Below are 24,019 nucleotides of genomic sequence, written 5' to 3' on the forward strand. Positions count from 1 at the left end.
CCAGACCTTGGCAGAGTTGCTAGAGCGTTGATTATATGACAAAATCCGGGAGTCTTGAAGTGATCCCGTTGAAATTGCAGTTGACATTTTGTTATGAAAAAAGTAGCCTTTGCGCTGAATCGGCCATCCGGCCGGAGATTTTGCTTTTGGATTGTAGATGATTAAAATTTTTCGGCTTGCCGCCTGGATGCATCGTTGCGGCATCCCGGTGCTGCCTCGCCTGCTGTATGGTCTGAACCGAATTTTCTTTGCCGTTGTCCTCCCGCCAGGCGCAACCGTTGGGGCCCGGGTCCGCTTCGCCTATAGTGGTCTTGGGACCATTGTCCATGCCCGTGCAAAAATCGGGAACGATGTCAAGATTGCCCAGAATGTCACCATTGGCGGACGGGCAGGCCATCACGACGTCCCTGTCATCGAAGACGGTGTCGAAATCGGCGCTGGCGCTTGCGTGCTGGGCCCCGTCGTCGTTGGGCGCAATGCCCGTATCGGCGCCAACGCCGTGGTCCTGCGCAGCGTGCCTGCTGGCGCGGTCGCGGTCGGCGTGCCTGCCGTGGTCAAGGAGAAATCATGAGTGGCCACGCAAACGCACAGCCTTTTTACCTGCCCTCCCTGGATGGGATCCGCGCAGCCGCCGCCCTGACCGTGTTCCTGAGCCATGCCGGCGCCGGCCGCTATATTCCCGGCGCTTTCGGCGTGACTGTGTTCTTCTTCCTGAGCGGCTACCTGATTACGACATTGATGCGACGTGAGCTCGCGGAAACCGGACGGCTCGATTTTCGCTCGTTCTATCTGCGTCGGGCTTACCGGATACTGCCGCCACTGTACCTGGTACTAGCGGTTATCTTCGTGATCACCGACGCGATGCAGTTTCCCGGATATACCAGTGTCGGCGGCGTTATGTCGCTGCTGCTGCAATACAGTAACTATTTTTTGATCGGCCACAATGGCGCGGAACTGCTGGCAACGACGGGCACTTATTGGTCTCTTGCCGTAGAAGAGCATTTCTATCTCTTGTTCCCGCTGCTTTTCGTCTGGATATCCCGGCGCGGGTCGGGCAACCGTACAGCAGCTATCTTTCTGCTGATTTGCGGCATCGTATTGGCCTGGCGGTGCGTGCTGATCTTCTTCCTGAACGCGCCTAGTGATCGCACCTACCTGGCAACCGATACCCGCTTTGACAGTATTCTCTTCGGCTGCATCATGGGTGTCTGGATGAATCCGGCCATGGACCGCGATCCGTTTTCGTCGAAAGCCGGCAAGCTGCTTTTCCTGGGTGGCGGACTGCTGCTGCTGGCCATGAGTTTCCTGGTACGTGACGACGGTTTCCGGGACACGCTGCGCTACACGATGCAAGGCGTTGGCCTGTTCCCGCTGTTCTGGCTCGCCGTCCGCCATCCCGAGTGGCCGGTTTTCCGCCTGCTCAATACGGCGCCGGCGCGCTTTCTCGGTGCCATTTCCTACACGTTCTACCTCAGCCACCTTCTGTGGATATCCGTATCACGTCGCACACTGCCCGGGCAGCCCGAAATTTTGCGGGGCACGATTGCCATCATATTGACCATCGCGTTTTCCTACCTCGTGTATCGCGCAGTCGAGATTCCTTTCGCTCGCATGCGCAAGCGTCTCCATGGTGGCTCCGTTTCTAAAACCACCCCTATTGTCGAGAAAGAACAGGCATGAAAAAAATCGTCATGGTAGGCACTCGCTTCGACACCATGGGCGGCATTTCGTCGGTCGTGAATGTTTACCGCGCTGCCGGATTGTTTGACGCATATGACATCCGATATATCGCAACCCATTGCGATGGCGGCAAGTTTGCAAAGCTGCGCATTTCGCTGCAAGCGCTGGCGACATTCATCTGGCTCGCGGTCACCTCGCAGATGAGTCTGGTACATATCCATGTGTCTTCCCGCGCCAGTTTCTGGCGCAAGCTGCCATTCTTTGTGCTTGCGCACTTGACTGGGCGTAAGACGATTGTTCACCTGCACAGCGGCGCCTTCCATCACTTCTACGATCAGTGTTCTGATCGCGGCAAGGCTGCGATTCGTTACGTCTTTGATAATGCTTCTCGCGTCATCGTGTTGTCCGACACCTGGAAGGCATGGGCGCAGACCATCAGTAGCAACCGGAATATCGTCGCGATCTATAACCCTGTCCAGGTGCCGGCCGAAGCACGCGTGCTGCGCCAGGCAGCCCCGACGGTTCTGATGCTGGGCAGGATCGGCAAACCGAAAGGCAGCTACGACCTGCTCGATGCGACCGTGCCACTGGCCGCCGCCGTGCCGGCACTTCAGGTTCGGCTGGGAGGCGATGGCGACCTCGAGCAGGCTGCCGACCGCGCAGCCAAGCTTGGCATTTCAAAACATGTGAACCTGTTGGGCTGGGTCGTTGGCGATGCCAAGAACCGCGAACTGGCCACGGCACGTGTCTATGCTTTGCCGTCGTATAACGAGGGTTTGCCGATGAGCGTACTCGAAGCGATGGCGGCTGGCCTGCCTGTCGTGACCACCCCGGTCGGCGGAATTCCCGAGGCGGTGACGGATGGCGTGGAAGGTTTCCTGGTCCAGCCTGGCGATACCGAGGCATTGCGCGCCCGGCTCGACGTGCTGTTGCAGGACGATGCGTTGGCGGAACGCATGGGGCAAGCGGCCCGCCGCAAGATCCAGACGACGTTTTCCGTCGAGGCGATCCTGCCGAGGATCGAGGCCATCTATGCCGAACTCGGGATCGCACGCGCCGTGCCGGCCCTGCAGGTTAGACAGTTTTCGGAGAAGTAATGAGTTCATTGTCGTGGAAAATGCGCCGGGTTAGCCTGATGAGCCCGGCTGAAGTGCTGTGGCGGGTGCAACAAATAGCGCAAAAAAAAGCCAGTAAATTCGGCCTGGGCCTGGTTTCCGCGCCGCGCATGACGTCGCTGCAGAAAACCGGTGCCGCTTTTGTTTGCGACACAACGGAGGGGCTCGATGTCACCGCGCTGCGCGCGGCGGCGAACGCGATCCTGGCGGGACGGTGGAATGTATTCGCGATGCGCGGGCTGAACCTGGGTTTCCCCCCGCAGTGGAACCGCGATCCGAAGACCGGTACGGTGGCACCGATGAAGCTAGGCAAGTCGATCGACTATCGCCGCGAATCCGTCGTCGGGGACATTAAATACCTGTGGGAGCCCAGCCGCCACCTGGAGCTGGTCACTCTGGCGCTGGCATGGCGTGCCACCGGCGACCAGCGTTATGCCGCGGGGGCACGTGTGTTGCTCGAATCGTGGTTCGACCAGTGCCCGTACCCGCTCGGTGTGCACTGGACCAGCTCGCTTGAACTGGCCGTCCGGCTGGTGAATTGGGCATTTGCCTGGCAATTGCTGGGTGGTACCGACAGTGCATTGTTCAAGGGCGAGGAGGGCACTCGCTTCCAGCGCCGCTGGCTCGATAACATCTACCAGCATTGCCACTTCATTCGCGGCTATTTCTCGCATCATTCGTCCGCCAATAATCACCTGTTCGGCGAATATATGGGCCTGTTCGTGGCGAGCGTGCAGTGGCCATGTTGGCCCGAAAGCTCGCGCTGGGAAGCGCTGGCGCGCCGTGGTCTCGAAGCCGAGGCGCTGAAGCAGAATACGGCAGACGGTGTCAACAAGGAACAGGCCATCTATTACCAGCACGAAGTCATGGACATGATGTTGCTGTGCCATCACATCGGTGCCGCGAATGGCGCAGGCTTCTCGGCGGCGTATCTGGAACGTCTCGAAAAGCTGGCCGAATTCGTTGCCGCACTCATGGACGTGTCGGGAAATGTGCCGATGACGGGCGATGCCGATGACGCGCAGATGGTGCGGCTGTCCTATGAGGATGGATGGAGCCCCTACCGCTCGCTGCTGGCCAGTTGCGCGCTGCTGTTCAATCGTGGCGATTTGAAGAGCAAGGCCGGCCACCTCGATGACAAGAACCGCTGGCTGTTCGGTGCTGCCGGCGTGGCGCGCTGGAATGCGCTCGCCAATGCGCCCGAGCAGCCCGTCCTGGCATTCCCGGAAGGTGGCTACTATTTGCTGGGGAAAAACTTCGGTGCGACCGATGAAGTTCGCATCGTGATCGACTGTGCTCCACTCGGCTATCTGTCGATCGCCGCGCATGGCCACGCGGATGCACTGGCATTCACCCTGTCGGCCGGCGGCGACGAGTTGCTGATCGATCCGGGCACCTATGCCTATCACACGCAGAAAATCTGGCGGGATTACTTCCGCAGTACGGCCGCCCACAACACGGTACAGGTGGATGGGCAGGATCAATCTGAAATCGGCGGCAACTTCATGTGGCTGCGCAAGGCCAATGCCAAGGCATTGGTCCATTCGCCATCAGGGCCGGAGCAGGTATTCGAGGGCGAGCAAGACGGTTATCGCCGTCTGGCGGATCCTGTATTGCACCGCCGCAAACTACAATTTGATGCAAATTGTAACGCTCTTGTTGTAAAAGATATATTAGAATGCCGGGGCGAACACGATATCGCCTTGCACTGGCACTTCGCAGAAAGCTGCCAGGTGGAGACAGAGGGCGCGGATGTCGTTGTGAACAGCCAGCATAGCGGACTGCGCATGCAGTGCTTGTTCGGTGACATGGCCGAGCCAGAATTGTTGCGCTGCAGCGAGGCGCCGATCGGTGGCTGGATATCGCGTCGCTTCGATGAAAAAGCGGCGATCACGACCGCCGTCTGGCGGGGCAGAATCCGCGGCACGACCACCATTGAAACCCGGATCACGCTTAGCGTCGCAAGCGATATCGCAAGCAGTAACTCAAACATTTAAGGAGCAGTATCTTGAAAATCAGCATCTTTGGCCTGGGCTACGTGGGGGCGGTTTCTGCCGGCTGTCTGGCAACCGACGGACACCAAGTGATCGGCGTCGATCCGAACCAGACGAAAGTCGACCTGATCAACAAAGGCACCACGCCGATCATCGAGAAAGACATTGGCGAAATGATCGCCAAGACCGTCAAGGATGGCCAGTTGCGTGCCACGACCGACGTACGCGATGCTGTGCTGAACAGTGAGATGTCGCTGATCTGCGTGGGCACGCCTTCGCAGCTGAACGGCAACCTGGATCTGTCGCACGTGCGCAAGGTTTGCGAACAGATCGGTTCGGCGATCAGGGACAAGGAAGGCTTCCACGTGGTCGTCGCACGCAGCACCATGCTGCCGGGCTCGATGACTTCCGTCGTGATCCCCTCGCTGGAACAGGCTTCCGGCAAGAAGGCGGGTGTTGACTTCGGCGTCTGCAACAACCCGGAATTCCTGCGTGAAGGCACGGCTGTCTACGATTACTACCATCCGCCCAAGACGGTCATCGGCGAGTCGGATGAACGCGCTGGCGCGATGCTCGTCAAGTTGTACGAAAACATGGATGCGCCGCTGGTGCGTACCGATGTCGCTACGGCTGAAATGGTCAAGTACACGGACAATACGTGGCACGCCGTGAAGGTTGCGTTTGCCAATGAAATCGGCAACATCTGCAAGGCAGTCGGTATCGACGGCCATAAGGTGATGGAGATCTTCTGCCAGGACACCAAGCTGAACCTGTCGCCTTACTACATGAAGCCGGGCTTTGCTTTCGGCGGCTCGTGCCTGCCGAAAGATGTGCGCGCGCTGACCTACAAGGCCCGTTCGCTGGACCTGGAACTGCCGCTGCTCGATTCGATCCTGCCATCGAACCGCAAGCAGGTGGAGAAGGGTGTCAAGATGATCGTCGACAAGGGCACGCGCAAGATCGGCATCCTTGGTTTCTCGTTCAAGGCCGGCACCGACGACTTGCGCGAATCGCCGCTCGTCGACGTGATCGAGACGCTGCTGGGCAAAGGCTACGAGCTGAAGCTGTACGACAAGAACGTCAATCTGGCTGCCCTGACCGGCGCCAACCAGGACTACATCCTGAACCACATCCCGCACATTTCAAAGCTGATGGTGAATTCGATGGAAGAAGTGCTGGCATTCGCCGACACGGTGGTGATCGGTAACGGTGCCACCGAGTTCAAGCAGGTGCCAGGCATGCTGAAAGATGGCCAGACGATCGTCGACCTCGTGCGCATCAGCAAGGAGCAGAGCGGAGGCCAGTACGATGGGATTTGCTGGTAAGGGCAAACAGCGTCGCGTCCTGATCCTGGTCGAAAACCTGCCATCGCCTTTCGACCGGCGTGTATGGCAGGAAGCGACCACGCTGCATGCGAACGGGTACGAGGTATCGATTATTTGTCCAACGGGCAAAGGTTACGAGGGCCGGTACGAGGAGGTCGATGGCATCCACATCTACCGCTACAAGCTGCCTCTGGAAGCGGAGGGCGCGAAGGGCTATGCGATCGAGTATTCGGCCGCACTGTTCCATACCTTCCGCCTGGCATGGAAGGTGCTGTTCCAGCGCGGTTTCGACGTGATCCACGCATGCAATCCACCCGACCTGCTGTTCCTGATCGGTGGTTTCTTCAAGCTCACCATGGGCAAGAAGTTCCTGTTCGATCACCATGACATCAACCCGGAACTGTATGAAGCAAAGTTCGGGCGCCGTGACTTCTTCTACAAATTGATGGTGCTGTTCGAGCGCTGGTCGTTCAAGACGTCCGACGTGTCGATTGCCACCAACGAATCGTACAAGCGCATCGCGATCGAGCGTGGCGGCATGGATCCGGATCGCTGCTATGTCGTGCGCAGCGGCCCGAAACTGGACCGCCTGCGCGTGCTGCCGCCTGTCGAAGCGCTGAAGAAGGGCAAGCGCTACCTGGTCGGCTACGTCGGCGTGATGGGCGCGCAGGAAGGCATCGACCTGCTGCTCGAAGCCGCACGCCATCTGATCGTCGACCTGGGCCGCAGGGATGTGCATTTCGGCCTCGTCGGAGGCGGTACGTCACTCGACCAGATGAAGGCGCTGGCCGCGAAGATGGGGATCGCCGACTACGTGACGTTCACCGGCCGGGTGCCCGACCAGGACCTGCTGGAAATGCTGAACACGGCGGACGTATGCGTGAATCCGGACGTGGCGAACGACATGAACGACAAGTCCACGATGAACAAGATCATGGAGTACATGGCACTTGGCAAGCCGATCGTGCAGTTCGACCTGGTCGAAGGCAAGGTGTCGGCGCAGGAAGCATCGCTGTATGCGAACAAGAACGATCCGGTTGACATGGCAAGGAAGATCGCCGAACTGCTGGATGACCCCGAGCGCCGCGCGCGCATGGGGGAATATGGCCGCCACCGCGTGGTCAATGAATTGGAATGGCAATATGAAGCGCCCAAGCTGCTGGCGGCGTATGAGCGGCTGTATTCGGCCAATGCTCCGCTGCCCGGCGCGGTTCCCCCCTCATACAAAGGAAGCTGAATGAACATTCTCGTTACCGGCGGCATGGGCTACATCGGGTCGCATACCGTCGTCGAACTGGTGAAAGCCGGCCATGAAGTCGTCGTGGTCGACAACCTGGCCAATGCCGATCGTGCCGTACAGGAGCGCGTGCAGCGCATCACCGGCAAGCCTTTTGAATTCATCGAAGCGGATATCCGCGACCGCGCTGCGCTCGAACGCGCGTTCGCGACCCGGCAGTTCGATTCGGTGATCCACTTCGCGGGTCTGAAGGCGGTCGGCGAATCGGTCGCGCAACCCTTGCGCTACTACGACAACAACGTTTCCGGCAGCGTCGCGCTGCTGGAAACGATGGCAAAGTTCAATGTCAAGTCGATCGTGTTCAGCTCGTCGGCCACCGTGTATGGCGACCCGGCCACGGTGCCGATCACCGAGGACTTCCCGCTGTCGGCAACCAATCCCTATGGCCGCAGCAAGCTGATGATCGAGGAAATCCTGCGCGACCTGCACAAGTCGGACGACAGCTGGCGCATCGCCCTGCTGCGCTACTTCAACCCGGTGGGCGCACATGAGAGCGGCCTGATCGGCGAAGAGCCGAGCGGCATCCCGAACAACCTGATGCCTTACGTGGCGCAGGTGGCGCATGGCAAGCGTGAATCGCTGGCCGTGTTTGGCGGCGATTATCCGACGCCGGACGGCACCGGCGTGCGCGATTATATCCACGTGGTCGACCTGGCGATCGGGCACGTCAAGACCCTCGACAAGCTGGCGACAGGTTCGGGCGTATATACCTACAATCTGGGGACCGGCCGCGGCAACAGCGTGCTCGAAATGGTACGCGCGTTTGAAGCTGCAAGCGGCCGGCAGGTTCCATACAAGATCGTCGATCGACGACCAGGAGATATTGCCGCCTGCTACGCAGATACGGCGAAGGCCGAGCGCGAGCTTGGCTGGAAAGCACAGTTCGACATTGCCCGCATGTGTGATGACACGTGGCGCTGGCAATCTTCATCGAAATAATTTTCCAGGGGGCTTCACATGAAAGCAATGATCCTCGCGGCCGGCAAAGGCACGCGCGTGCGGCCGTTGACGTACGAATTACCGAAACCGATGATTCCGATCCTCGGCAAGCCTGTGATGGCATATCTGGTCGAACACCTGGCCCGCTATGGCATCACGGAAATCATGGTCAACGTTAGCTATCTGCACGAAAAGATCGAAGAGTATTTCGGCGAAGGCCACCAGTTCGGCGTGCAGATCGGTTACTCGTTCGAGGGATATACCAACGACGATGGCGAAGTGGTGCCGGAGCCGCTTGGTTCCGCCGGCGGCATCAAGAAAATCCAGGAATTCGGCGGGTTCTTCGATGAAACCACGATCGTCCTGTGCGGCGATGCGCTGATCGACCTTGACCTGAAATCGGCACTGTTCGAGCACCGCCGCAAAGGTGCACTGGCGACCGTCATCACGCGGGAAGTCCCATGGGACAAGGTGTCGAGCTACGGCGTCGTCGTCAGCGACGAGGATGGCCGCATCCGCGAATTCCAGGAAAAACCGGATCCGGCGCATGCGAAATCGAATTGCGCCAGTACCGGCATCTACATCTTCGAACCGGAAGTGATCGACCTGATCCCGACGGACCGCGCCTTCGATATCGGTTCCGAGCTGTTCCCGCTGCTGGCCGAGAAGGGGCTGCCGTTCTACAACCAGACGCGCAAGTTCAACTGGATCGATATCGGCAGCGTGAAGGATTACTGGGAAGTGCTGCAAGGTGTGTTGCTGGGCGAAGTCGCCAACATGGCGGTACCCGGTATCCAGGTCGATGAAGGCCTGTGGGTCGGCTTGAACACGAACATCGACTGGAGCGACGGTACGAAGATCGAAGGGCCCGTGTACATCGGCTCGGGCGTGAAGGTCGATGCCGGTGCTCACATCGTCGGCCCGACGTGGATCGGCCACGGCAGTCATATCTGCTCCGGCGCAAAGGTCGTTCGCAGTGTGCTGTTTGAATATACGCGCGTGTTACCGGATGTTACGCTCGACGAATTGATTGTCTTTAAAGACTATAGTGTCGACCGCGCTGGCGAAATGAAGCACGTTTCGCAATATGAATCCGATGAGTGGGCCAACGCACGCGACCGCCGCGCCGCCCGCCGCCGGGAAAACGAACCAGACCTACCTCATTTAGAACAGAAAAAAGCATGAAAATTTATCCCGTCATCCTGTCCGGTGGCGCCGGCACCCGCCTGTGGCCATTATCGCGTGCGGCGCTGCCGAAACAGTTGCTGCCGGTGGTTGCCGACAAGACGATGCTGCAGGACACGGCGCTGCGCCTGAACGGTCGCGCTGAACTGATGCAACCGTTGATCGTGTGCGGCAACGAGCACCGGTTCCTGGTTGCTGAGCAATTGCGTGAAATCAACGTCAAGCCGCTCGGCATCCTGCTGGAGCCTGAAGGCCGTAATACGGCACCGGCCGTGGCAGCGGCAGCGCATTACCTGAAGGCGATCGATGACCAGGCAGTCATGCTGGTACTGCCTGCGGATCATGTGATCAGCGACACCGAGGCGTTCTACGCAGCGATCGTGCGCGCCGCCACGCTGGTCGAGCATGGTGCATTGGCCACGTTCGGTATCGTACCCACGGCACCGGAGACGGGATACGGCTACATCAAGAGCGGCGAACCATTGCCGGTGGGCGACAACTGCTTCAAGGTCGACCGCTTCGTCGAGAAGCCCGACAGCGCCACGGCGGAAGAATTCGTCAAGGCGGGTAATTATTTCTGGAACAGCGGCATGTTCCTGTTCCGTGCCGACGGCTACCTGAAGGAACTGCAGCAGTTCCAGCCCGGGATTGCCAACGCGACGGCCGAAGCGGTATCGAAAGGCTATCGCGATCTCGACTTCTGCCGCCTGGACGAGGAAGCATTCGCAGCCAGCCCGTCCGACTCGATCGACTACGCGGTGATGGAGCATACGCGTCACGCCGTCGTCGTGCCGGCATCGATCGGATGGAATGACGTCGGCTCCTGGTCCGCGCTGTGGGAAGTGCAGCAGCAGGACGAGAACGGTAACGTTTGCCGTGGCGACGTTTACCTGGATGGCGTGAAAAATTCGCTGGTGCGCGCGGAAAGCCGCTGCGTGGCCGTGATCGGCCTCGACGACGTGGTGGTCGTTGAAACCAACGACGCCGTGCTGGTCGCGCACAAGTCCCAGGTACAGCGCGTCAAGCAGGTGGTCGATCACCTGAAATGCCAGGACCGCACCGAGCACCTGCACCACACAAAGGTCTACCGTCCTTGGGGATGCTACGAAGGCATCGACATCGGCGAACGCTTCCAGGTCAAGCGCATCACGGTCAATCCGGGCGGCAAGCTGTCGCTGCAGATGCACCACCACCGCGCCGAACACTGGATCGTTGTTTCCGGCACGGCCAAGGTGACGTGCGGCGACAAGGTGGAACTGTTGACGGAGAACGAATCGACCTATATTCCGATCGGCATGAACCACCGTTTGGAAAATCCGGGCAAGCTGCCGCTGCACCTCATCGAGGTACAGTCTGGAAGCTACCTGGGCGAGGATGATATCGTCAGGTTCGAGGACGTCTACCAGCGTACCTGAGTGAGAAAGCGTCGGGCTGCTGCGAGGGCGAACTGCTCGCGCAGGTACGCCCGCGAGCCGGCACTGCAGTTTGCCGCCGTGCCCCGGCCCACGCGTTATAATCAAAACGGAAGCTGCGGCTTCCGTTTTTTCATTTCCATGTCTATCTGGAGCCAAGCCATCGTGCGACTTGCCCTTGCCTTGCCGGTTTTGCTGGCCGCACCTGCCGCCATGGCCGCACCCGCGCTCGGTCCTGCCCAATTGGCCATCGTCATCAATGACGAGGAACCCAACAGCGTGGCGTTAGGCGAGTATTACCGCACCGCGCGTGGCATACCCGAAGCGAATGTCGTCCACGTGCGTATTCCGGGAAAACCGCGCAGGCTAAGCGCGGAACAATTCGCCAGCCTCAAGGCGGAAATCGACAGCCGCCTGAAACCGGATGTGCAGGCAGTGCTGATGGTATGGACGGCGCCCTATGCAGTCGAATGCAACGGCATCACGGCCGCCTATACGCTCGGGTTCGATGCCGAACAGTGCGCCAAGACCTGCGCGCCCGGCAAGCCGAGTCCCTACTTCAACGCGTCTGCGCTGCCGGGCGCGGTCCAACAGGGCATGCGGCTGGCGATGCTGATGCCGACCGAGTCGGTAGAAGAGGGCAGGGCCCTGATCGACCGCGGCAAGGCGAGCGGCTTTCGCGTTCCCAACGCGGGCGCTTACTATCTCGTCACCAGCGAGCAGGCACGCAATAGCCGCGCACCTTTCTTTCCCAAGGCGGGAGCGATCCCCCAGCGCAAGCTGACGATCCACACGCTGCGCGACGATTCACTGGAAAACAAGAGCGATATCATGTTCTACCAGACTGGCAAGGCCCGCGTGGACAAGCTCGATACACTGCAGTTCCTGCCGGGCGCGCTGGCCGATCATCTCACGTCCGTGGGTGGCGATCTGCTCGGCAATGCCCAGATGAGCAGTCTTCGCTGGTTGCAGGCAGGTGCCACGGCTAGCTACGGCACCGTGACCGAACCATGCAACTTCTGGCAGAAATTCCCGAACCCCACCGTGCTCCTTCGGCAGTACCTCGGTGGCAGCACGGCGATCGAGGCATACTGGCGCAGCGTAGCCTGGCCTGCACAAGGCGTCTTTATCGGCGAGCCTCTGGCCTCCCCTTACCGTCGCTGACTGGCCTCCCGGCCATACGCGGTTTCTGTTCCCTGCGTGCGATACCAGCCGTTCCAGGGCATCGGCGCACTGTCATGAAGGAGTCATATCGTTTAGATAATATGCATTTTTGCAATATTCGATTCACTCTTTCAATATGCAGGAATAACATGACACCACACGCTCCGATCCCGGGCCGCAAGACCGTACTGGCGGCGGCCCTGGCTGCTGCCCTGGCCGCGTCGCTTGCCGCACCGGCCTTTGCCGCTTCCGACATCGTCATCAGCCAAGTCTATGGCGGCGGCGGCAACAGCGGCGCCACGCTGAAGTCCGATTTCATCGAACTGTTCAACCGGAGCGATGCGGCGGTCACATTGACAGACTGGAGTGTGCAATACGCCAGCGCCGGCGGCGGCAGCTGGCAGGTGACGCGGCTGCCCGTGGTCACGATCGAACCCGGCAGGTACCACCTGGTCCAGCAAGCCACCGGCAGCGGCGGTACCGTTGCCCTCGACCCCGATACGACCGGCACGATCCCGATGAGCGGCAGCAGCGGTAAAGTGGCGCTGGTCAGCGCCACCACCGCGCTGGCCGGGGCCACGCCGAGCGGCGGCGCGCTGGTCGACCTGGTAGGCTGGGGCAATGCCGGCCATTTCGAGGGAACAGCGCCCGCCGGCGGCACGGGCAATGCCACCGCCGTGCTGCGCAACGAAGCAGGCTGTACCGACACTGACAACAACGGCGCGGACTTCACCGTGGCCGCGCCGACGCCGCGCAACGCCGCTGCGCCGGCCCACTCGTGCAATGTGCCAGTCGACAAGCCGATCGTGCTGCAGTGCCCGGCCAGCCTCGGCATCGCCCACGGCTATGCCGGCACCACGCAACTGCGAGCCAGCGATGCCGACAGTATCGTCAACGCCGCGTCGATCACGTCCGCCGCGGTACCGGGCATCACGCTGGCTTTCGACGCCGCAAACGCCGAAGGCAGCAGCGCGGCCGGCCGCCTCGACGTGGCCGCCAACGTGCCGCTGGGCGATTACCCGGTCACGATCCGCTTCGCCAATGACGACGCGCAGGATGCCAGTTGCACGGTCAACGTTGCGGTGCGCACGCTGGCAGCCGTCACGCACACGATCCCGCAGATCCAGGGCAGCGGCGCTACCAGCCCGCATGCGAACAGCGTGCAGACCACTGAAGGTATCGTCACCGCGAAGGTCGATGGCGGCTTCTTCTTGCAGGATGCGAGCGGCGACGGCGATCCGGCCACGTCCGACGGGCTGTATGTCTACAATGCCGCGGCCGCAGAAGGCGTGGCCGTCGGCCAGCGCGTGCGCATCACCGGCAAGATCACCGAATACACGCCGAACGGCGCCAACCGCTCCTATACGGAAATGACCGATGTGACGTTTGCACCGGTCCTGTCGTCGGGCCACAGCGTGGCGCCGACCAATATCGCACTGCCGAACGCCCGCCTGGACCAGGTGGAAGGCATGCTGGTGCGCTTCACGAGCCCGCTGACGATCTCGCAGACCGAGTACGTGGGGGCCCGCGGCGAACTGTCGCTGTCTTCCGGCCGCCTGGAAATCCCGACCAACCGCTTTGCACCACGCAGCGCCGAAGCGACCGCGCTGGCGGCGGCCAATGCGGCCAACCTGATCGTGCTGGATGACGGCCTCTTCACCACGCCGGCGACGATTCCCTACATCGGCGAAGGCCGCACCGTGCGCGCGGGCGACCTGGTGCATGACCTGACCGGTGTCGTCGACTACGGCGCACTGGGCGGGGGCGGCGCAGGCTTCAAGCTGCAGCCGACCGTGGCCCCGGCCATCACCCGCGACAACCCGCGCAACGGCGCCCCGGGCCTGGCGGCCGGGAACGTGAAGGTGGCCAGCGCCAACGTGCTGAACTTCTTCACGACGTTCACCGACGGCGCGACGGCCACGGGCCAGACCAACCAGGGCTGCACGGTGGGTTCCTCGACCTCGCGCGGCAACTGCCGCGGTGCCGACAACCTGGCCGAATACGTGCGCCAGCGCGACAAGATCGTCAACCAGCTGAAGAGCGTTGATGCCGACGTAGTCGGCCTGATGGAAATCCAGAACAACGGCGACACGGCCGTCGGCCTGCTGGTGGACAGCCTGAACGCCGCCTACGGTTCGCCGGTGTACGCGGTGGTGCCGAAGCCGGCCGCCACGGGCACGGATGCGATCCGCGTGGCGATGATCTACAAACCGGCAGCAGTCACGCTGGTCGGCGGTGCGCTGGCCGATGCGAACAGCGTCAACAACCGCCCGCCGATGGCGCAAACGTTCCGCGCCACGAACGGCGGAAAATTCTCGGTCGTCGTCAATCACCTGAAGTCGAAGGGCAGCTGCCCGGGGGGCTCGGGTGCCGAGGCGGATAACGGCGATGGCCAGAGCTGCTGGAACGCGACCCGCGTTGCCCAGGCGCAGCAACTGGTGGGCACGTTCGTGCCCCAGGTGCAGGCCGCCGCCGGCGACAACGACGTGCTGCTGATCGGCGACTTCAATGCCTACGGCATGGAAGACCCGATCGCCGCCATCACGGCAAAGGGCTACGTGAACCAGCTCGAACGCTTCGTGCGCCCGGTGGAGCTGCCGTACTCCTACGTATTCGGCCACCAGGCCGGTTACCTGGATCACGCACTGGCCAGTGCTTCGCTGAGCCCGCAGGTTGTCGGCGCCGCTGAATGGCATGCGAACGCCGACGAGCCGCAAGTCATCGACTACAACACCGACGGCAAGCCGCAGGACCTGTACGACGCGCAGCCGTATCGCGCTTCCGACCACGATCCGGTCGTCATCAGCCTGGCGCTGCAAGCGGCGTACAGCGACGTCACGGCCAGCGTGCAGGTCAATGCCACGGGCCTGGGCTTCAACCGCGTCACGCAACTGTTCACCGGCTCGATCACGCTGGTCAACCGGTCGTCCGCCGCGCTGGCTGGTCCATTGGCCCTGCAACTCGATGGCTTGCCGGCGGGGGTCACGGTCGTCAACGCGGCCGGCACGCACGACGGTGCGCCATACCTGCGCGTCGAAGGCGGCCTGGCGCCGGGAGCATCGGTCACGCTGCCGCTCACGCTGCGCAACCCGGCCAAGGTGAATGCCACCTACACGGCCAAGATCTACAGCGGTAACTTCTAAGGAAAACCCATGCTTGCGAATATTCTGAAATTACGTACCGTCGCGACCGCGCTGGCCCTGGCCTTCGGCAGCAGTGCGGCTCTGGCCGATACCACGTTCGCCGTCAGCATCGATACCACGATGTTCGGTGCTGCCGGCTGGCTCGACTTCCAGTACAACCCGGCCAATCCGGGCGTGTCGCCCGCAACCACCGTGACGCTGAGCGGTTTCCAGGGGTTCGATGCGGATGCGGCAGTGGACGCCACGAGCCAGGTGTCGGGCTCGCTGGCGTCCGGCTACGTGATCGGCAACGGCGAAACCTTCAACAGCCTGTTCCATGCCGTGGGTTACGGCCAGGTACTGAGCTTTAACGTCACCTTCGCGGGTGACAATGTGGACCTGTCCGGCGGCGCATATGGGTCGGTGTTCGGGGTATGGGCCTACGACACCGATGTCACGGCGACGCTGGGAGCGTCATCCGCCACTGACGGCAGGCTGGTCGACATCGCGTGGGCACCTGCCACCACGCCGGGTGGCAGCGGGTCGTTCGATGCTGCGAGCTACTCGGATGTCGCAGCGATCTCCGCGGTGCCCGAGCCATCGTCGTGGCTGATGCTTGCCATCGGCAGCATGCTCGTCACCGGTGCCGCAGCCCGCCGGCGTCGCCCCAGCGCTGCCTGATCCGCAGGTCGGTCCTGGGCCGACCTGGTTTCCCGCCGAGGTCCTTGCGCCCGGCGGGATTCATCGCTTGCCCGGCAGGAATCACACCTGCGTCCGTCGGCTATGCCACATCCAAGCAATCAGTGCCAGATACTTGCCGATTTGCTAAAATAACAAATCCGAAGCAGGAGAGCGCTGAATGAAAACTGTCTATCTCGTGGCCGGTGCACGGCCTAACTTCATGAAGATCGCGCCGATCGTGCGTGCCATGGAGGGCCACTCCCGGTTGGCCTACCGGATCATCCACACGGGCCAGCATTACGACCGCGAGATGAACGATGTGTTCTTCGAAGAACTGGGCATTCCCGCGCCGGATGTGTTCATGGGCGCAGGTGGCGGCAGCCATGCCGACCAGACTGCCAAGATCATGCTGGGTTTCGAGAAGCTGTGCCTGGAGCAGCGGCCCGACGCGGTGCTGGTGGTGGGCGACGTGAACTCCACGCTGGCTTGCTCGATCGTCGCGAAAAAACTCAACATTCCCGTGGCGCATGTGGAAGCCGGCCTGCGCAGCGGCGACATGACGATGCCCGAGGAAATCAACCGCCTGGTCACCGACAGTATCAGCGACTGGTTCTTTGCAACCGAGCCAAGCGCCGTGGAACATTTGCGGCGCGAGGGCAAGGCTGAATCAAGTGTGCATTATGTCGGCCACGTCATGGTCGACAACGTGCTGTACCAGGCCGGCAAGCTGGTGGAGGGTGGCTTTGAACCCCAGCCATTGAAGCGTGAGTTCGCTGGCCGGCGCTATGGCGTTGTTACGCTGCACCGGCCGAGCAATGTCGACGATGCGGCGATGCTGGGGCGGATCGGATCGGCACTGACGGAGATCGCCAGCGAAGTGCCGCTGATCTTCCCCGTTCATCCCCGTACCCGAGGGAACCTGGAGCGGTTCGGTATCGACCTTGGGCCGAATGTGACCCTCGTGGGACCGCAGGCCTACATGGCGTTCCTCGACCTGTGGAAAGACGCTGCGGTCGTGCTGACCGATAGTGGCGGCCTGCAGGAGGAAACCACCGCCCTGGGTGTACCATGCCTGACGATCCGCGAAAATACCGAACGTCCCGTGACTGTCGAAGAAGGCACCAATTCGCTGGTCGGCACTGATCCGGTGCGTATTGTCGACGAGGCGCGCAAGGTATTGCGCGGCGAAGGCAAGCAAGGCCGGCGGCCCCATTTATGGGATGGGCAGGCTGCGCATCGCATCGTGGCCGTGCTGGACCAGTTTTTGGTCTGAACGACCCTGGCCTTTCTCAGGCGGCATTCGCCTGCCCGTGGCGCCCCGCCACGAGCCTTCAACCAGGGATCCGCGCAGAGTCAGCGCGAAACAAGAAGTGATATGCAACCGCGACGGTGCGGCAGCCTGCGAACGTGCGTGGGATACGCTGCCGGCTCGTGTGAGCGATGGCGCGAACATCGTCGAATCACTTCCGCTGTCAAAGGCAGCGCCGAAACATTCGTGCGTTGCACCGCAGGGAAGTTTATGGACCAGTCAGGCTGCCTTCCACCGAAGGCAGCCTGACTGGTCATATCCGTTTCATCCGCCGGTGAGCCCGGCAATCAGTTCCATACCGATTCCCCGTGTGCGCGCCAGTTCATCGGCTCTACCGAAGTACCGGCTTTCCGGCTTCTTCAGGTGCCACTGACCTGCGCGCGAACGGGAACGTTCGCTGTCCCGGCCTCGCCCCCCGTATTGCCCCGGTCGGAATAGCGGTTGCGGATGGCTTTTTGCACGCGCGTTACAAAGCGCTCCTGGACCATCACGCAGACAATCACGAGAAGTACCAGATACAGCGGATAGAACAGGAGGGACTGTTCTGCTTGTCGCGCCATGGCGAGCACCTGGGTAAAGCCGCCAGGGCTTGCCGACCACACCTGGAATACCTGCTCGGCCTTGCGAAACAGGGCGAACAGCGGAATGTGCAGCAGGAACAGCGGTAAGGATGCCGCACCCAATCGGTCACCCCAATAGCGCAGCCGTTCGTGGCGCGTCGGTTTCATGCATGCGCATAGCCAGATGAGTGCAAGGCTGGCTGGGAAATACAAGCCATTTCGCATGATGTGCAGATGCTGGTTCTGGTGAGTCATGATGATGCCGATCGCGATCGTGGCGATGACCAGAGTCCATGACACGATCCAATGTCCTGACCTGCTGGCAGCCGGACTGCGTGCGAACCTTACGCACAACACCATACCCGCCACGAATAACGGCAGGCGGATCAGGGGATTCCTGTGCAACAGTCCATCGGTGAAGACATCCGTTCGATGGAGAAGATCGGCAATTGCCCCAGGCAGGACAAACGCCACGCCAAGCAGCACGATCGCCATCCTGGTCGATTTCAATCGATAGACCTTCAACGCAAGAGCAGGAAACAGTACGTAGTAAAAACCCAGCGCGGACAGGGACCATGACGGTCCGTTGAAGACCATATAAAACGGATTCCATGCATTCAGCAAAGTAAAGCACATTACCAGGGCAAGTGCGACTTCCCACTGCGCGAGCACGCGGGTCATCTCGCCCACTGTATCGATACTGACAGTAATCCCATTACGTGCGAACAGCGTGACCGCGACAGGACCGATTGCCAGCAGCAGTCCGGCGATGTGCAAGGGATAAAGCGTGGAGAACCGGGCGAGCAGAAAATTCCGCTTGTTGATTTTACGGCCATCTTTCGTCACGACATACGCATATGTGAGAAGAAATCCGGACAGGACGAAGAAGACACTGGTCGCCATATTGCCCAAGCCAAGTACGTCCGCGGTCCAGCTGTTCTCGATCGATGGGTAATAGATCCGCAGAGTGTGGAAGAGGACCAGATAGACTGCCAGGATAAAGCGCAGCCAGTTCAGCGCCCAGAATCCTTTTTGTTTGGCCGTAACGGCGGCGTATTCAGGCTCAGCGGCCCCCGATTCCAGATTATTTGTTTTCATTTCACTCTTGCTTCAAATGGGTGGCTCGATAATGATGCGACTAAGCTACGGCTATGGAATGCCTGCATTACGAGTAGGGCCAGTGCCGTTCGAAACAGGTTGTCGATTGCATGCGGCGACTGATCAAGTCGCCAATCAGGCGGTTGATGGATTGGAAAGTAAAGTTGCAATATTTTTACAAGATCGTCTTGACTTTTGCGATGACAAACCTTGCCGGGCATATTTCGCCAAGCATGCCGTGAACACAGCATCTCAGCGTGCAGACAGAATCGGGTCTCGGCGATGCCTGGAGCTGAATTCATTTCCGATCGATATCGATGCACTCATGCCTGGACAAGAGGTAATTTGATGCGGTATCGAAGCAACAGCGGACACTTCCATGTCGTTGGCAAACTGGAAATTCACCTTGACCGAAGTTGTTATTTTAACCTTATCCAGTATCGAATGTACAGCTTCGGGCCTTATTGCATGGCGTGATAGTGTGTATTGTCGTACCGACATGTCTGGCCTTCAGGCGTGCCAGCATCGGCCTGGAGCCAGGCTCGCGGGTTCATACGTACAGGTTGCCGTGCCGGACACCACGCCTTGCCTGGTCTTGCAGGGCGTGGCCGGGGGGGCATGGTACTGTGCTGGAGACAGCCGGCGCTGGTCACCTGGCCAAAGCGGGCTGGCCACCTGGCGCGCCGGCCTGCATCCGCGTTGTGCGCAAGCCTCCTGGATCGCAGGCTGGCGACCATAAAATCCATCTGCAATCCCGGTGAAGCCTGGCGGAGTACACACCGCGCATAGGCAGTGGCATGGCGCGTGAAACGAACATGCCATTAGGTCGAGCCCGGTATCTCCTGTCAATGATTGGCGGCCTCAGGACGAGGGGGCAAGCAGTCGCAGCCAAGTACCAATAATAAATTGTCTAAACCGTAAATGACGTGGTAGCCTTCACCGTCCACTCGGCAATCGGAGGTTGTTTCGGATGTACCCAGCGAAGTCCAAGTCGCAAATCATGAACCGCCATGCACGCGCAAGCGCGCGCGGTTTCACCCTGCTCGAACTGCTGGTGGTGATCGTCATCATCGGCCTGCTCGCAGCCTATGTCGGCCCCAAGTATTTCTCGCAGCTGGGCAAGTCGGAAGTCACGGTCGCGAAGGCGCAGATCGAAGCTTTTGAAAAGTCCCTCGATACCTATCGCCTCGATGTCGGCCGCTATCCGACCACGGAAGAAGGCCTGGGCGCGTTGCTGGCGGCTCCGGCCACGGCGGGCGCCAAGTGGAACGGTCCGTACCTGAAGAAAGGCGTGCCGCCCGACCCATGGGGCCATCCGTACCAGTACAAGGCGCCTGGCACGCGCGGCGACTACGAGATCACCTCCCTCGGCAAGGACGGCCAGCCGGGCGGTACCGCCGACAACGCCGACATCATTTCGCAGTAACCCGTTCCAGGCAGCGATCCCATGCAGTTCGACGTCCGCACCTTGTCGCCGGAAATGGTGATCGGCCACCTCGTGGTCGACGGCCGCGACGAGGCCGACGCGCGGCGCCAGGTCGAGGCGCGAGGCCTGTTCGTCAGTGCCATCCACCCGGTGCGCGGCGCACTGCGCGCCAGCCGCGTCAAGGCTCTCTCGCTGGTGCTGTTCAGCCAGGAATTGCTGGCGCTGCTCAGGGCCGGCCTTGGCATCGTCGAGGCCCTCGAAGCACTGCTGGAAAAGGAAGCCAGCCCGGCCACGCGTGGCGTGCTCGAGCGCCTGCTGGGCGGCCTGCGCGAAGGCCAGCGCTTTTCCACCGTGCTGGCCGAGCAGCCGCAATTGTTCCCGCCGCTGTACGTGGGCATCGTGCGTGCCGCCGAAGGCACCAGTGACCTGCCGCGCTCGCTCGAACGCTATATCGACTATCAACAGCGCATCGACATCGTGCGCGCCAAGATCGTCTCGGCCGCCATCTATCCCTCCATCCTGTTGCTGGTGGGCGGTGGCGTGTCGATGTTCCTGATTGGCTACGTGGTGCCGCGTTTCGCGGAGGTGTACCAGGGCGCAGGCCGTAACCTGCCGTGGCTGTCGCAGGTGATGCTGTCCTGGGGCCAGTTCGCGGGCGCCCACACCGGTGCGCTGCTGGCCGGCTTCGTGCTCGTGCTGGCCGCAGTCATCGTGAGCGTACGCCGGCTGATGGCAGGCGGCGGCCTGGTGCGCCTGCTGGCCAGGCTGCCAGCCATTGGCGAACGGGTCAAGATCTATGAGCTGTCGCGGCTGTACCTGACGCTCGGCATGCTCAACGAAGGCGGCATCACGATCGTGCAGGCGATCGACACGGTGCAAGGCATGGTGTCGGCCAACGTGAAAAGCGGCCTGCAGCTGGCGAAAGGCGCCGTCGAGTCGGGCTTGCCGCTGTCCACCGCGTTCGAGGCCAACGGGCTCACCACGCCGATTTCGCTGCGCATGCTGCGGGTGGGCGAACGCACCGGCGACCTGGGGCCGATGCTGACGCAGTCGGCCGCCTTCTACGACGGAGAAATCACCCGCTGGATCGACCGTTTCACGCGCACCTTCGAACCGCTGCTGATGGCCGGCATCGGTTTGATCGTGGGTGCCATCGTGGTACTGCTGTACATGCCCATTTTTGACCTTGCCGGAGAAATGTCGTGAACAATCCGGCCCTACAGAGCGCGATCGCCTCGCTCGATCATGCGCTGCTGGCGCGGGCGCGTGCCGCCCAGGCCGTGTCCAAGCGCATGCTGGTGGAAGAACTGGAAACCCTGACCGGCATGGAGCCGCGCCTGGTGGTGCGCGCGCTGGCGTTGCCGTTCGGCCTTGCCGTGCTGGAAACGGTGGAGATGCTGGCATTCTCGCCGGCGTTCGACCTGCTGCCGCTGTCGCAGGCGATGGCAAGGAAATGCGTGCTGCTGCGCACGCACGAAGGCGTGGTGATCGGCGTGATCGCCGATCCATTCGATATCGACCTGCAAACCTGGCTGTCCGCGCAGGCGCGGGCCACGCCGCACGCGCCGCTGCAGGTGCGTCTCGCACTGCAGTCCGACATCGCCGCCTACCTGTCGAAACAGGAAGAGGGTGCGCGTGCCACCGATTCCCTGCTGCCCGGTACCGAGAATGGCCGGCGCGATGGCAAGACCGCGGCCGTGCTGTCGTTTGCCTCGGTCTCCGAGGCCGCCAGCCCGGCGGTGCGGCTGGTGAACTCCACGCTGTACGATGCGTTGAAGGCCGGCGCTTCCGACATCCACCTGGAAAGCACGGCGGGCGGCCTGGCCGTGAAGTACCGGGTAGACGGCGTGCTCGACCATGCAACGGCCGTGGGCGGCATCGATGTCGCCGAGCAGATCATCTCGCGCCTGAAGGTGCTGGCCGAACTGGACATCGCCGAGCGGCGCGTGCCGCAGGACGGCAGCTTCCGCGTCGAATCCGCCGGGCGCGAGATCGACCTGCGCGTTTCCATCATGCCCAGCATCCACGGCGAGGATGCCGTCATCCGGGTGCTCGACAAGCGTGCGATGATCGAAGCATATGGTTCGCTGTCGCTGGAATCGCTGGGCTTCGATGCGCCGTCGCTGGCCACGCTGCGCACGCTGGCGCAGGAAGCCTATGGCATGCTGCTGGTCACGGGGCCAACCGGTTCCGGCAAGACGACCACGCTGTATGCGGCGCTGACCGAGATCCACAACGGCCGCGAAAAGATCATCACGATCGAAGACCCGGTCGAGTACCAGTTGCCCGGCATCCTGCAGATTCCCGTCAACGAGAAGAAGGGGCTGACGTTCGCCAAGGGCCTGCGCTCGATCCTGCGCCATGACCCGGACAAGATCATGGTCGGCGAGATCCGCGACCGCGAAACGGCGGAAATCGCCGTGCAGTCGGCACTCACGGGCCACCTGGTGCTGACGACCGTGCACGCCAATAACGTGTTCGACGTGTTCGGCCGCTTCACGCACATGGGCATCGATCCGTATGCGTTCGTATCGGCGCTGAACGGCATCTGGGCACAGCGGCTGGTGCGCATCAACTGCCCGCACTGCGCGGCCGACTACACGCCGGACGACGACGAGCTGGCCAGCGTCGGCCTGTCCCGCGCCGACGTGTTCGATTACCAGTTCAAGGCCGGCAAAGGCTGCGGCGACTGCCGCGGCACCGGCTACAAGGGCCGGCGTTCGATCGCCGAGATCCTCACGCTGAACGACGAGATACGCGAACTGATCGTCGAGAAGCGGCCGATCCGCCAGGTCAAGCAGGCCGCGTATGCGAATGGCACGCGCAGCCTGCGCCACGCGGCGCTCGAACTGGTCAAGCGCGGCGGCACCACGCTTGCCGAGATCAAGCGGGTGACCTTGCATGCGTAGGGCGATCGGACAGGTATTGCGCCTCGGCGTGGCGACGGAGGCCGTCAGCCTGCTGGCCGCCTCGCGCTGGCGTCACGACAAGGTGACGGTCCTGGCCGAGCAGCCGGTGCCGGGCCCCGGCAGCGAAGCGCTGGGCGGAGCATTGCGGGCGCTGCTCGCCGGGCAGGACGTGGCCGGCTGGCCGGTTACGGTGGTACTGGCGGACGAACTTTGCCGCTTGTGGCAGGTGGCACCGCCGCCTGGCGCGGCGCGGCTGGCCGACATGGAGGCCGCCGCTGCGCTGCGCTTCCATGCGCTGTATGGCGAAGGCCCCGCCGCCTGGCACGTCACGGCGGACTGGCATTCCACGGAACCGTTCTTCGCCGCCGCCGTGCCGCGCACGCTGCTGGCACTGGTCGACGCCGTGGCGCTGGAAAGCAGGCTGCACGTGGTGCAGGTGGTGCCGCATTTCGTCACCGCGTGGAACCGCTGGTGCCGCGCGATCCGTCCCGGTGCGTGGTTCGGCCAGCTGCACGACGGCCTGCTCACCGTGGCCGCCATCGAGGGCCGGCAGCTGCGCGCCGTGCGCGCACTGCAGGTGCCGCCGGGAGCCGACCATTACTGGCTGACGCAGATGGTGGGCCGCGAGGCCCTGCTGCTGGGCCTCGACGTGCCGGCGCAGCTGCAATTGTGCGGTGTGCTGCCCGCGGCGCTGGACACGCCGGCCGGTGCCGGGCACGTAACCGCCACGCGGCTCGATGTGGGGCAGGGCGACGACCTGTCCGCCGCCGGCCGCCTGGCCTTTTCCGGGAGCGCACCGTGAA

Annotated in this window: 18 protein-coding genes; 17 read left to right on the forward strand and 1 reads right to left on the reverse strand. The window is 61.9% G+C overall.

Going from position 1 to position 24,019, the window contains the following annotated elements; genetic code table 11:
* Positions 1-157 precede the first annotated feature (157 nt).
* From ACY65G_RS05705 to wecB, 13 genes are all read left to right on the forward strand, one after another.
* On the forward strand, positions 158-571 hold the full coding sequence (locus ACY65G_RS05705; protein WP_464996388.1) for a serine O-acetyltransferase: 414 nt from the start codon (positions 158-160) through the stop codon (positions 569-571).
* Positions 568-1,680, forward strand: a complete 1,113-nt coding sequence (locus ACY65G_RS05710; protein WP_464996389.1) for an acyltransferase family protein — start codon at positions 568-570, stop codon at positions 1,678-1,680. Before ACY65G_RS05705 ends, ACY65G_RS05710 begins: the two co-directional genes overlap by 4 nt.
* Positions 1,677-2,777, forward strand: coding sequence for a glycosyltransferase family 4 protein (locus ACY65G_RS05715; protein ID WP_464996390.1), 1,101 nt, complete (start codon positions 1,677-1,679; stop codon positions 2,775-2,777). The genes ACY65G_RS05710 and ACY65G_RS05715 overlap by 4 nt, the downstream gene beginning before the upstream one ends.
* On the forward strand, positions 2,777-4,792 hold the full coding sequence (locus ACY65G_RS05720; RefSeq protein WP_464996391.1) for a heparinase II/III family protein: 2,016 nt from the start codon (positions 2,777-2,779) through the stop codon (positions 4,790-4,792). Before ACY65G_RS05715 ends, ACY65G_RS05720 begins: the two co-directional genes overlap by 1 nt.
* A gap of 11 nt (positions 4,793-4,803) precedes the next feature.
* Positions 4,804-6,114, forward strand: coding sequence for a nucleotide sugar dehydrogenase (locus tag ACY65G_RS05725; protein ID WP_464996392.1), 1,311 nt, complete (start codon positions 4,804-4,806; stop codon positions 6,112-6,114).
* Entirely contained in the window at positions 6,098-7,351 is a 1,254-nt protein-coding gene (locus ACY65G_RS05730; protein WP_464996393.1) for a glycosyltransferase family 4 protein, read from the forward strand. Before ACY65G_RS05725 ends, ACY65G_RS05730 begins: the two co-directional genes overlap by 17 nt.
* Positions 7,352-8,350 carry a UDP-glucose 4-epimerase GalE gene (gene galE, locus ACY65G_RS05735; RefSeq protein WP_464996394.1) on the forward strand — a complete coding sequence of 333 codons (999 nt, stop codon included), beginning with the start codon at positions 7,352-7,354 and terminating at the stop codon, positions 8,348-8,350.
* An 18-nt stretch (positions 8,351-8,368) separates the two neighbouring features.
* Positions 8,369-9,535, forward strand: coding sequence for a sugar phosphate nucleotidyltransferase (locus tag ACY65G_RS05740; protein WP_464996395.1), 1,167 nt, complete (start codon positions 8,369-8,371; stop codon positions 9,533-9,535).
* On the forward strand, positions 9,532-10,950 hold the full coding sequence (locus ACY65G_RS05745) for a mannose-1-phosphate guanylyltransferase/mannose-6-phosphate isomerase (RefSeq protein ID WP_464996396.1): 1,419 nt from the start codon (positions 9,532-9,534) through the stop codon (positions 10,948-10,950). Before ACY65G_RS05740 ends, ACY65G_RS05745 begins: the two co-directional genes overlap by 4 nt.
* A 138-nt stretch (positions 10,951-11,088) precedes the next feature.
* Positions 11,089-12,111: a TIGR03790 family protein gene (locus ACY65G_RS05750; protein ID WP_464996397.1), complete on the forward strand. Its 1,023-nt coding sequence runs from the start codon at positions 11,089-11,091 to the stop codon at positions 12,109-12,111.
* Between the two features lie 149 nt (positions 12,112-12,260).
* Positions 12,261-15,254, forward strand: a complete 2,994-nt coding sequence (locus ACY65G_RS05755) for an ExeM/NucH family extracellular endonuclease (RefSeq protein ID WP_464996398.1) — start codon at positions 12,261-12,263, stop codon at positions 15,252-15,254.
* A 9-nt stretch (positions 15,255-15,263) separates the two neighbouring features.
* Positions 15,264-15,914 carry an NF038129 family PEP-CTERM protein gene (locus ACY65G_RS05760; RefSeq protein ID WP_464996399.1) on the forward strand — a complete coding sequence of 217 codons (651 nt, stop codon included), beginning with the start codon at positions 15,264-15,266 and terminating at the stop codon, positions 15,912-15,914.
* A 178-nt stretch (positions 15,915-16,092) separates the two neighbouring features.
* Positions 16,093-17,187 carry a non-hydrolyzing UDP-N-acetylglucosamine 2-epimerase gene (gene wecB / locus ACY65G_RS05765; protein ID WP_464996400.1) on the forward strand — a complete coding sequence of 365 codons (1,095 nt, stop codon included), beginning with the start codon at positions 16,093-16,095 and terminating at the stop codon, positions 17,185-17,187.
* 395 nt (positions 17,188-17,582) lie between these two features.
* On the opposite strand, the gene ACY65G_RS05770 is transcribed toward wecB, so the two are convergent.
* The gene (locus ACY65G_RS05770; protein ID WP_464996401.1) at positions 17,583-18,881 is read right to left on the reverse strand and encodes an acyltransferase family protein; all 1,299 of its coding nucleotides are present in this window, start codon (positions 18,879-18,881) and stop codon (positions 17,583-17,585) included.
* Between the two features lie 1,000 nt (positions 18,882-19,881).
* Between ACY65G_RS05770 and gspG the strand changes: the two genes are divergently transcribed.
* From gspG to ACY65G_RS05790, 4 genes are read left to right on the forward strand one after another with little or no spacing between them, the layout of a single operon-like run.
* Positions 19,882-20,307: a type II secretion system major pseudopilin GspG gene (gspG, locus tag ACY65G_RS05775; RefSeq protein WP_464996402.1), complete on the forward strand. Its 426-nt coding sequence runs from the start codon at positions 19,882-19,884 to the stop codon at positions 20,305-20,307.
* A 21-nt stretch (positions 20,308-20,328) separates the two neighbouring features.
* A complete protein-coding gene (locus ACY65G_RS05780) occupies positions 20,329-21,513 on the forward strand; it encodes a type II secretion system F family protein (protein ID WP_464996403.1) in 1,185 nt (394 codons plus the stop codon).
* A complete protein-coding gene (locus ACY65G_RS05785) occupies positions 21,510-23,216 on the forward strand; it encodes a GspE/PulE family protein (protein WP_464996404.1) in 1,707 nt (568 codons plus the stop codon). Before ACY65G_RS05780 ends, ACY65G_RS05785 begins: the two co-directional genes overlap by 4 nt.
* On the forward strand, positions 23,209-24,018 hold the full coding sequence (locus ACY65G_RS05790) for a hypothetical protein (RefSeq protein ID WP_464996405.1): 810 nt from the start codon (positions 23,209-23,211) through the stop codon (positions 24,016-24,018). The genes ACY65G_RS05785 and ACY65G_RS05790 overlap by 8 nt, the downstream gene beginning before the upstream one ends.
* Position 24,019 lies beyond the last annotated feature (1 nt).

The organism is Pseudoduganella sp. jia 12 (assembly GCF_055502675.1).

Bases quoted from the DNA above. Each gene is read 5' to 3' on its own strand.
- ACY65G_RS05780 (WP_464996403.1), top strand. From the start codon at position 20,329: ATGCAGTTCGACGTCCGCACCTTGTCGCCGGAAATGGTGATCGGCCAC.
- ACY65G_RS05770 (WP_464996401.1), bottom strand. From the start codon at position 18,881: ATGAAAACAAATAATCTGGAATCGGGGGCCGCTGAGCCTGAATACGCC.
- ACY65G_RS05745 (WP_464996396.1), top strand. From the start codon at position 9,532: ATGAAAATTTATCCCGTCATCCTGTCCGGTGGCGCCGGCACCCGCCTG.
- galE (WP_464996394.1), top strand. From the start codon at position 7,352: ATGAACATTCTCGTTACCGGCGGCATGGGCTACATCGGGTCGCATACC.
- ACY65G_RS05720 (WP_464996391.1), top strand. From the start codon at position 2,777: ATGAGTTCATTGTCGTGGAAAATGCGCCGGGTTAGCCTGATGAGCCCG.
- ACY65G_RS05740 (WP_464996395.1), top strand. From the start codon at position 8,369: ATGAAAGCAATGATCCTCGCGGCCGGCAAAGGCACGCGCGTGCGGCCG.
- ACY65G_RS05710 (WP_464996389.1), top strand. From the start codon at position 568: ATGAGTGGCCACGCAAACGCACAGCCTTTTTACCTGCCCTCCCTGGAT.
- wecB (WP_464996400.1), top strand. From the start codon at position 16,093: ATGAAAACTGTCTATCTCGTGGCCGGTGCACGGCCTAACTTCATGAAG.
- ACY65G_RS05715 (WP_464996390.1), top strand. From the start codon at position 1,677: ATGAAAAAAATCGTCATGGTAGGCACTCGCTTCGACACCATGGGCGGC.
- ACY65G_RS05755 (WP_464996398.1), top strand. From the start codon at position 12,261: ATGACACCACACGCTCCGATCCCGGGCCGCAAGACCGTACTGGCGGCG.
- ACY65G_RS05705 (WP_464996388.1), top strand. From the start codon at position 158: ATGATTAAAATTTTTCGGCTTGCCGCCTGGATGCATCGTTGCGGCATC.
- ACY65G_RS05790 (WP_464996405.1), top strand. From the start codon at position 23,209: ATGCGTAGGGCGATCGGACAGGTATTGCGCCTCGGCGTGGCGACGGAG.
- ACY65G_RS05730 (WP_464996393.1), top strand. From the start codon at position 6,098: ATGGGATTTGCTGGTAAGGGCAAACAGCGTCGCGTCCTGATCCTGGTC.
- gspG (WP_464996402.1), top strand. From the start codon at position 19,882: ATGAACCGCCATGCACGCGCAAGCGCGCGCGGTTTCACCCTGCTCGAA.
- ACY65G_RS05760 (WP_464996399.1), top strand. From the start codon at position 15,264: ATGCTTGCGAATATTCTGAAATTACGTACCGTCGCGACCGCGCTGGCC.
- ACY65G_RS05750 (WP_464996397.1), top strand. From the start codon at position 11,089: ATGTCTATCTGGAGCCAAGCCATCGTGCGACTTGCCCTTGCCTTGCCG.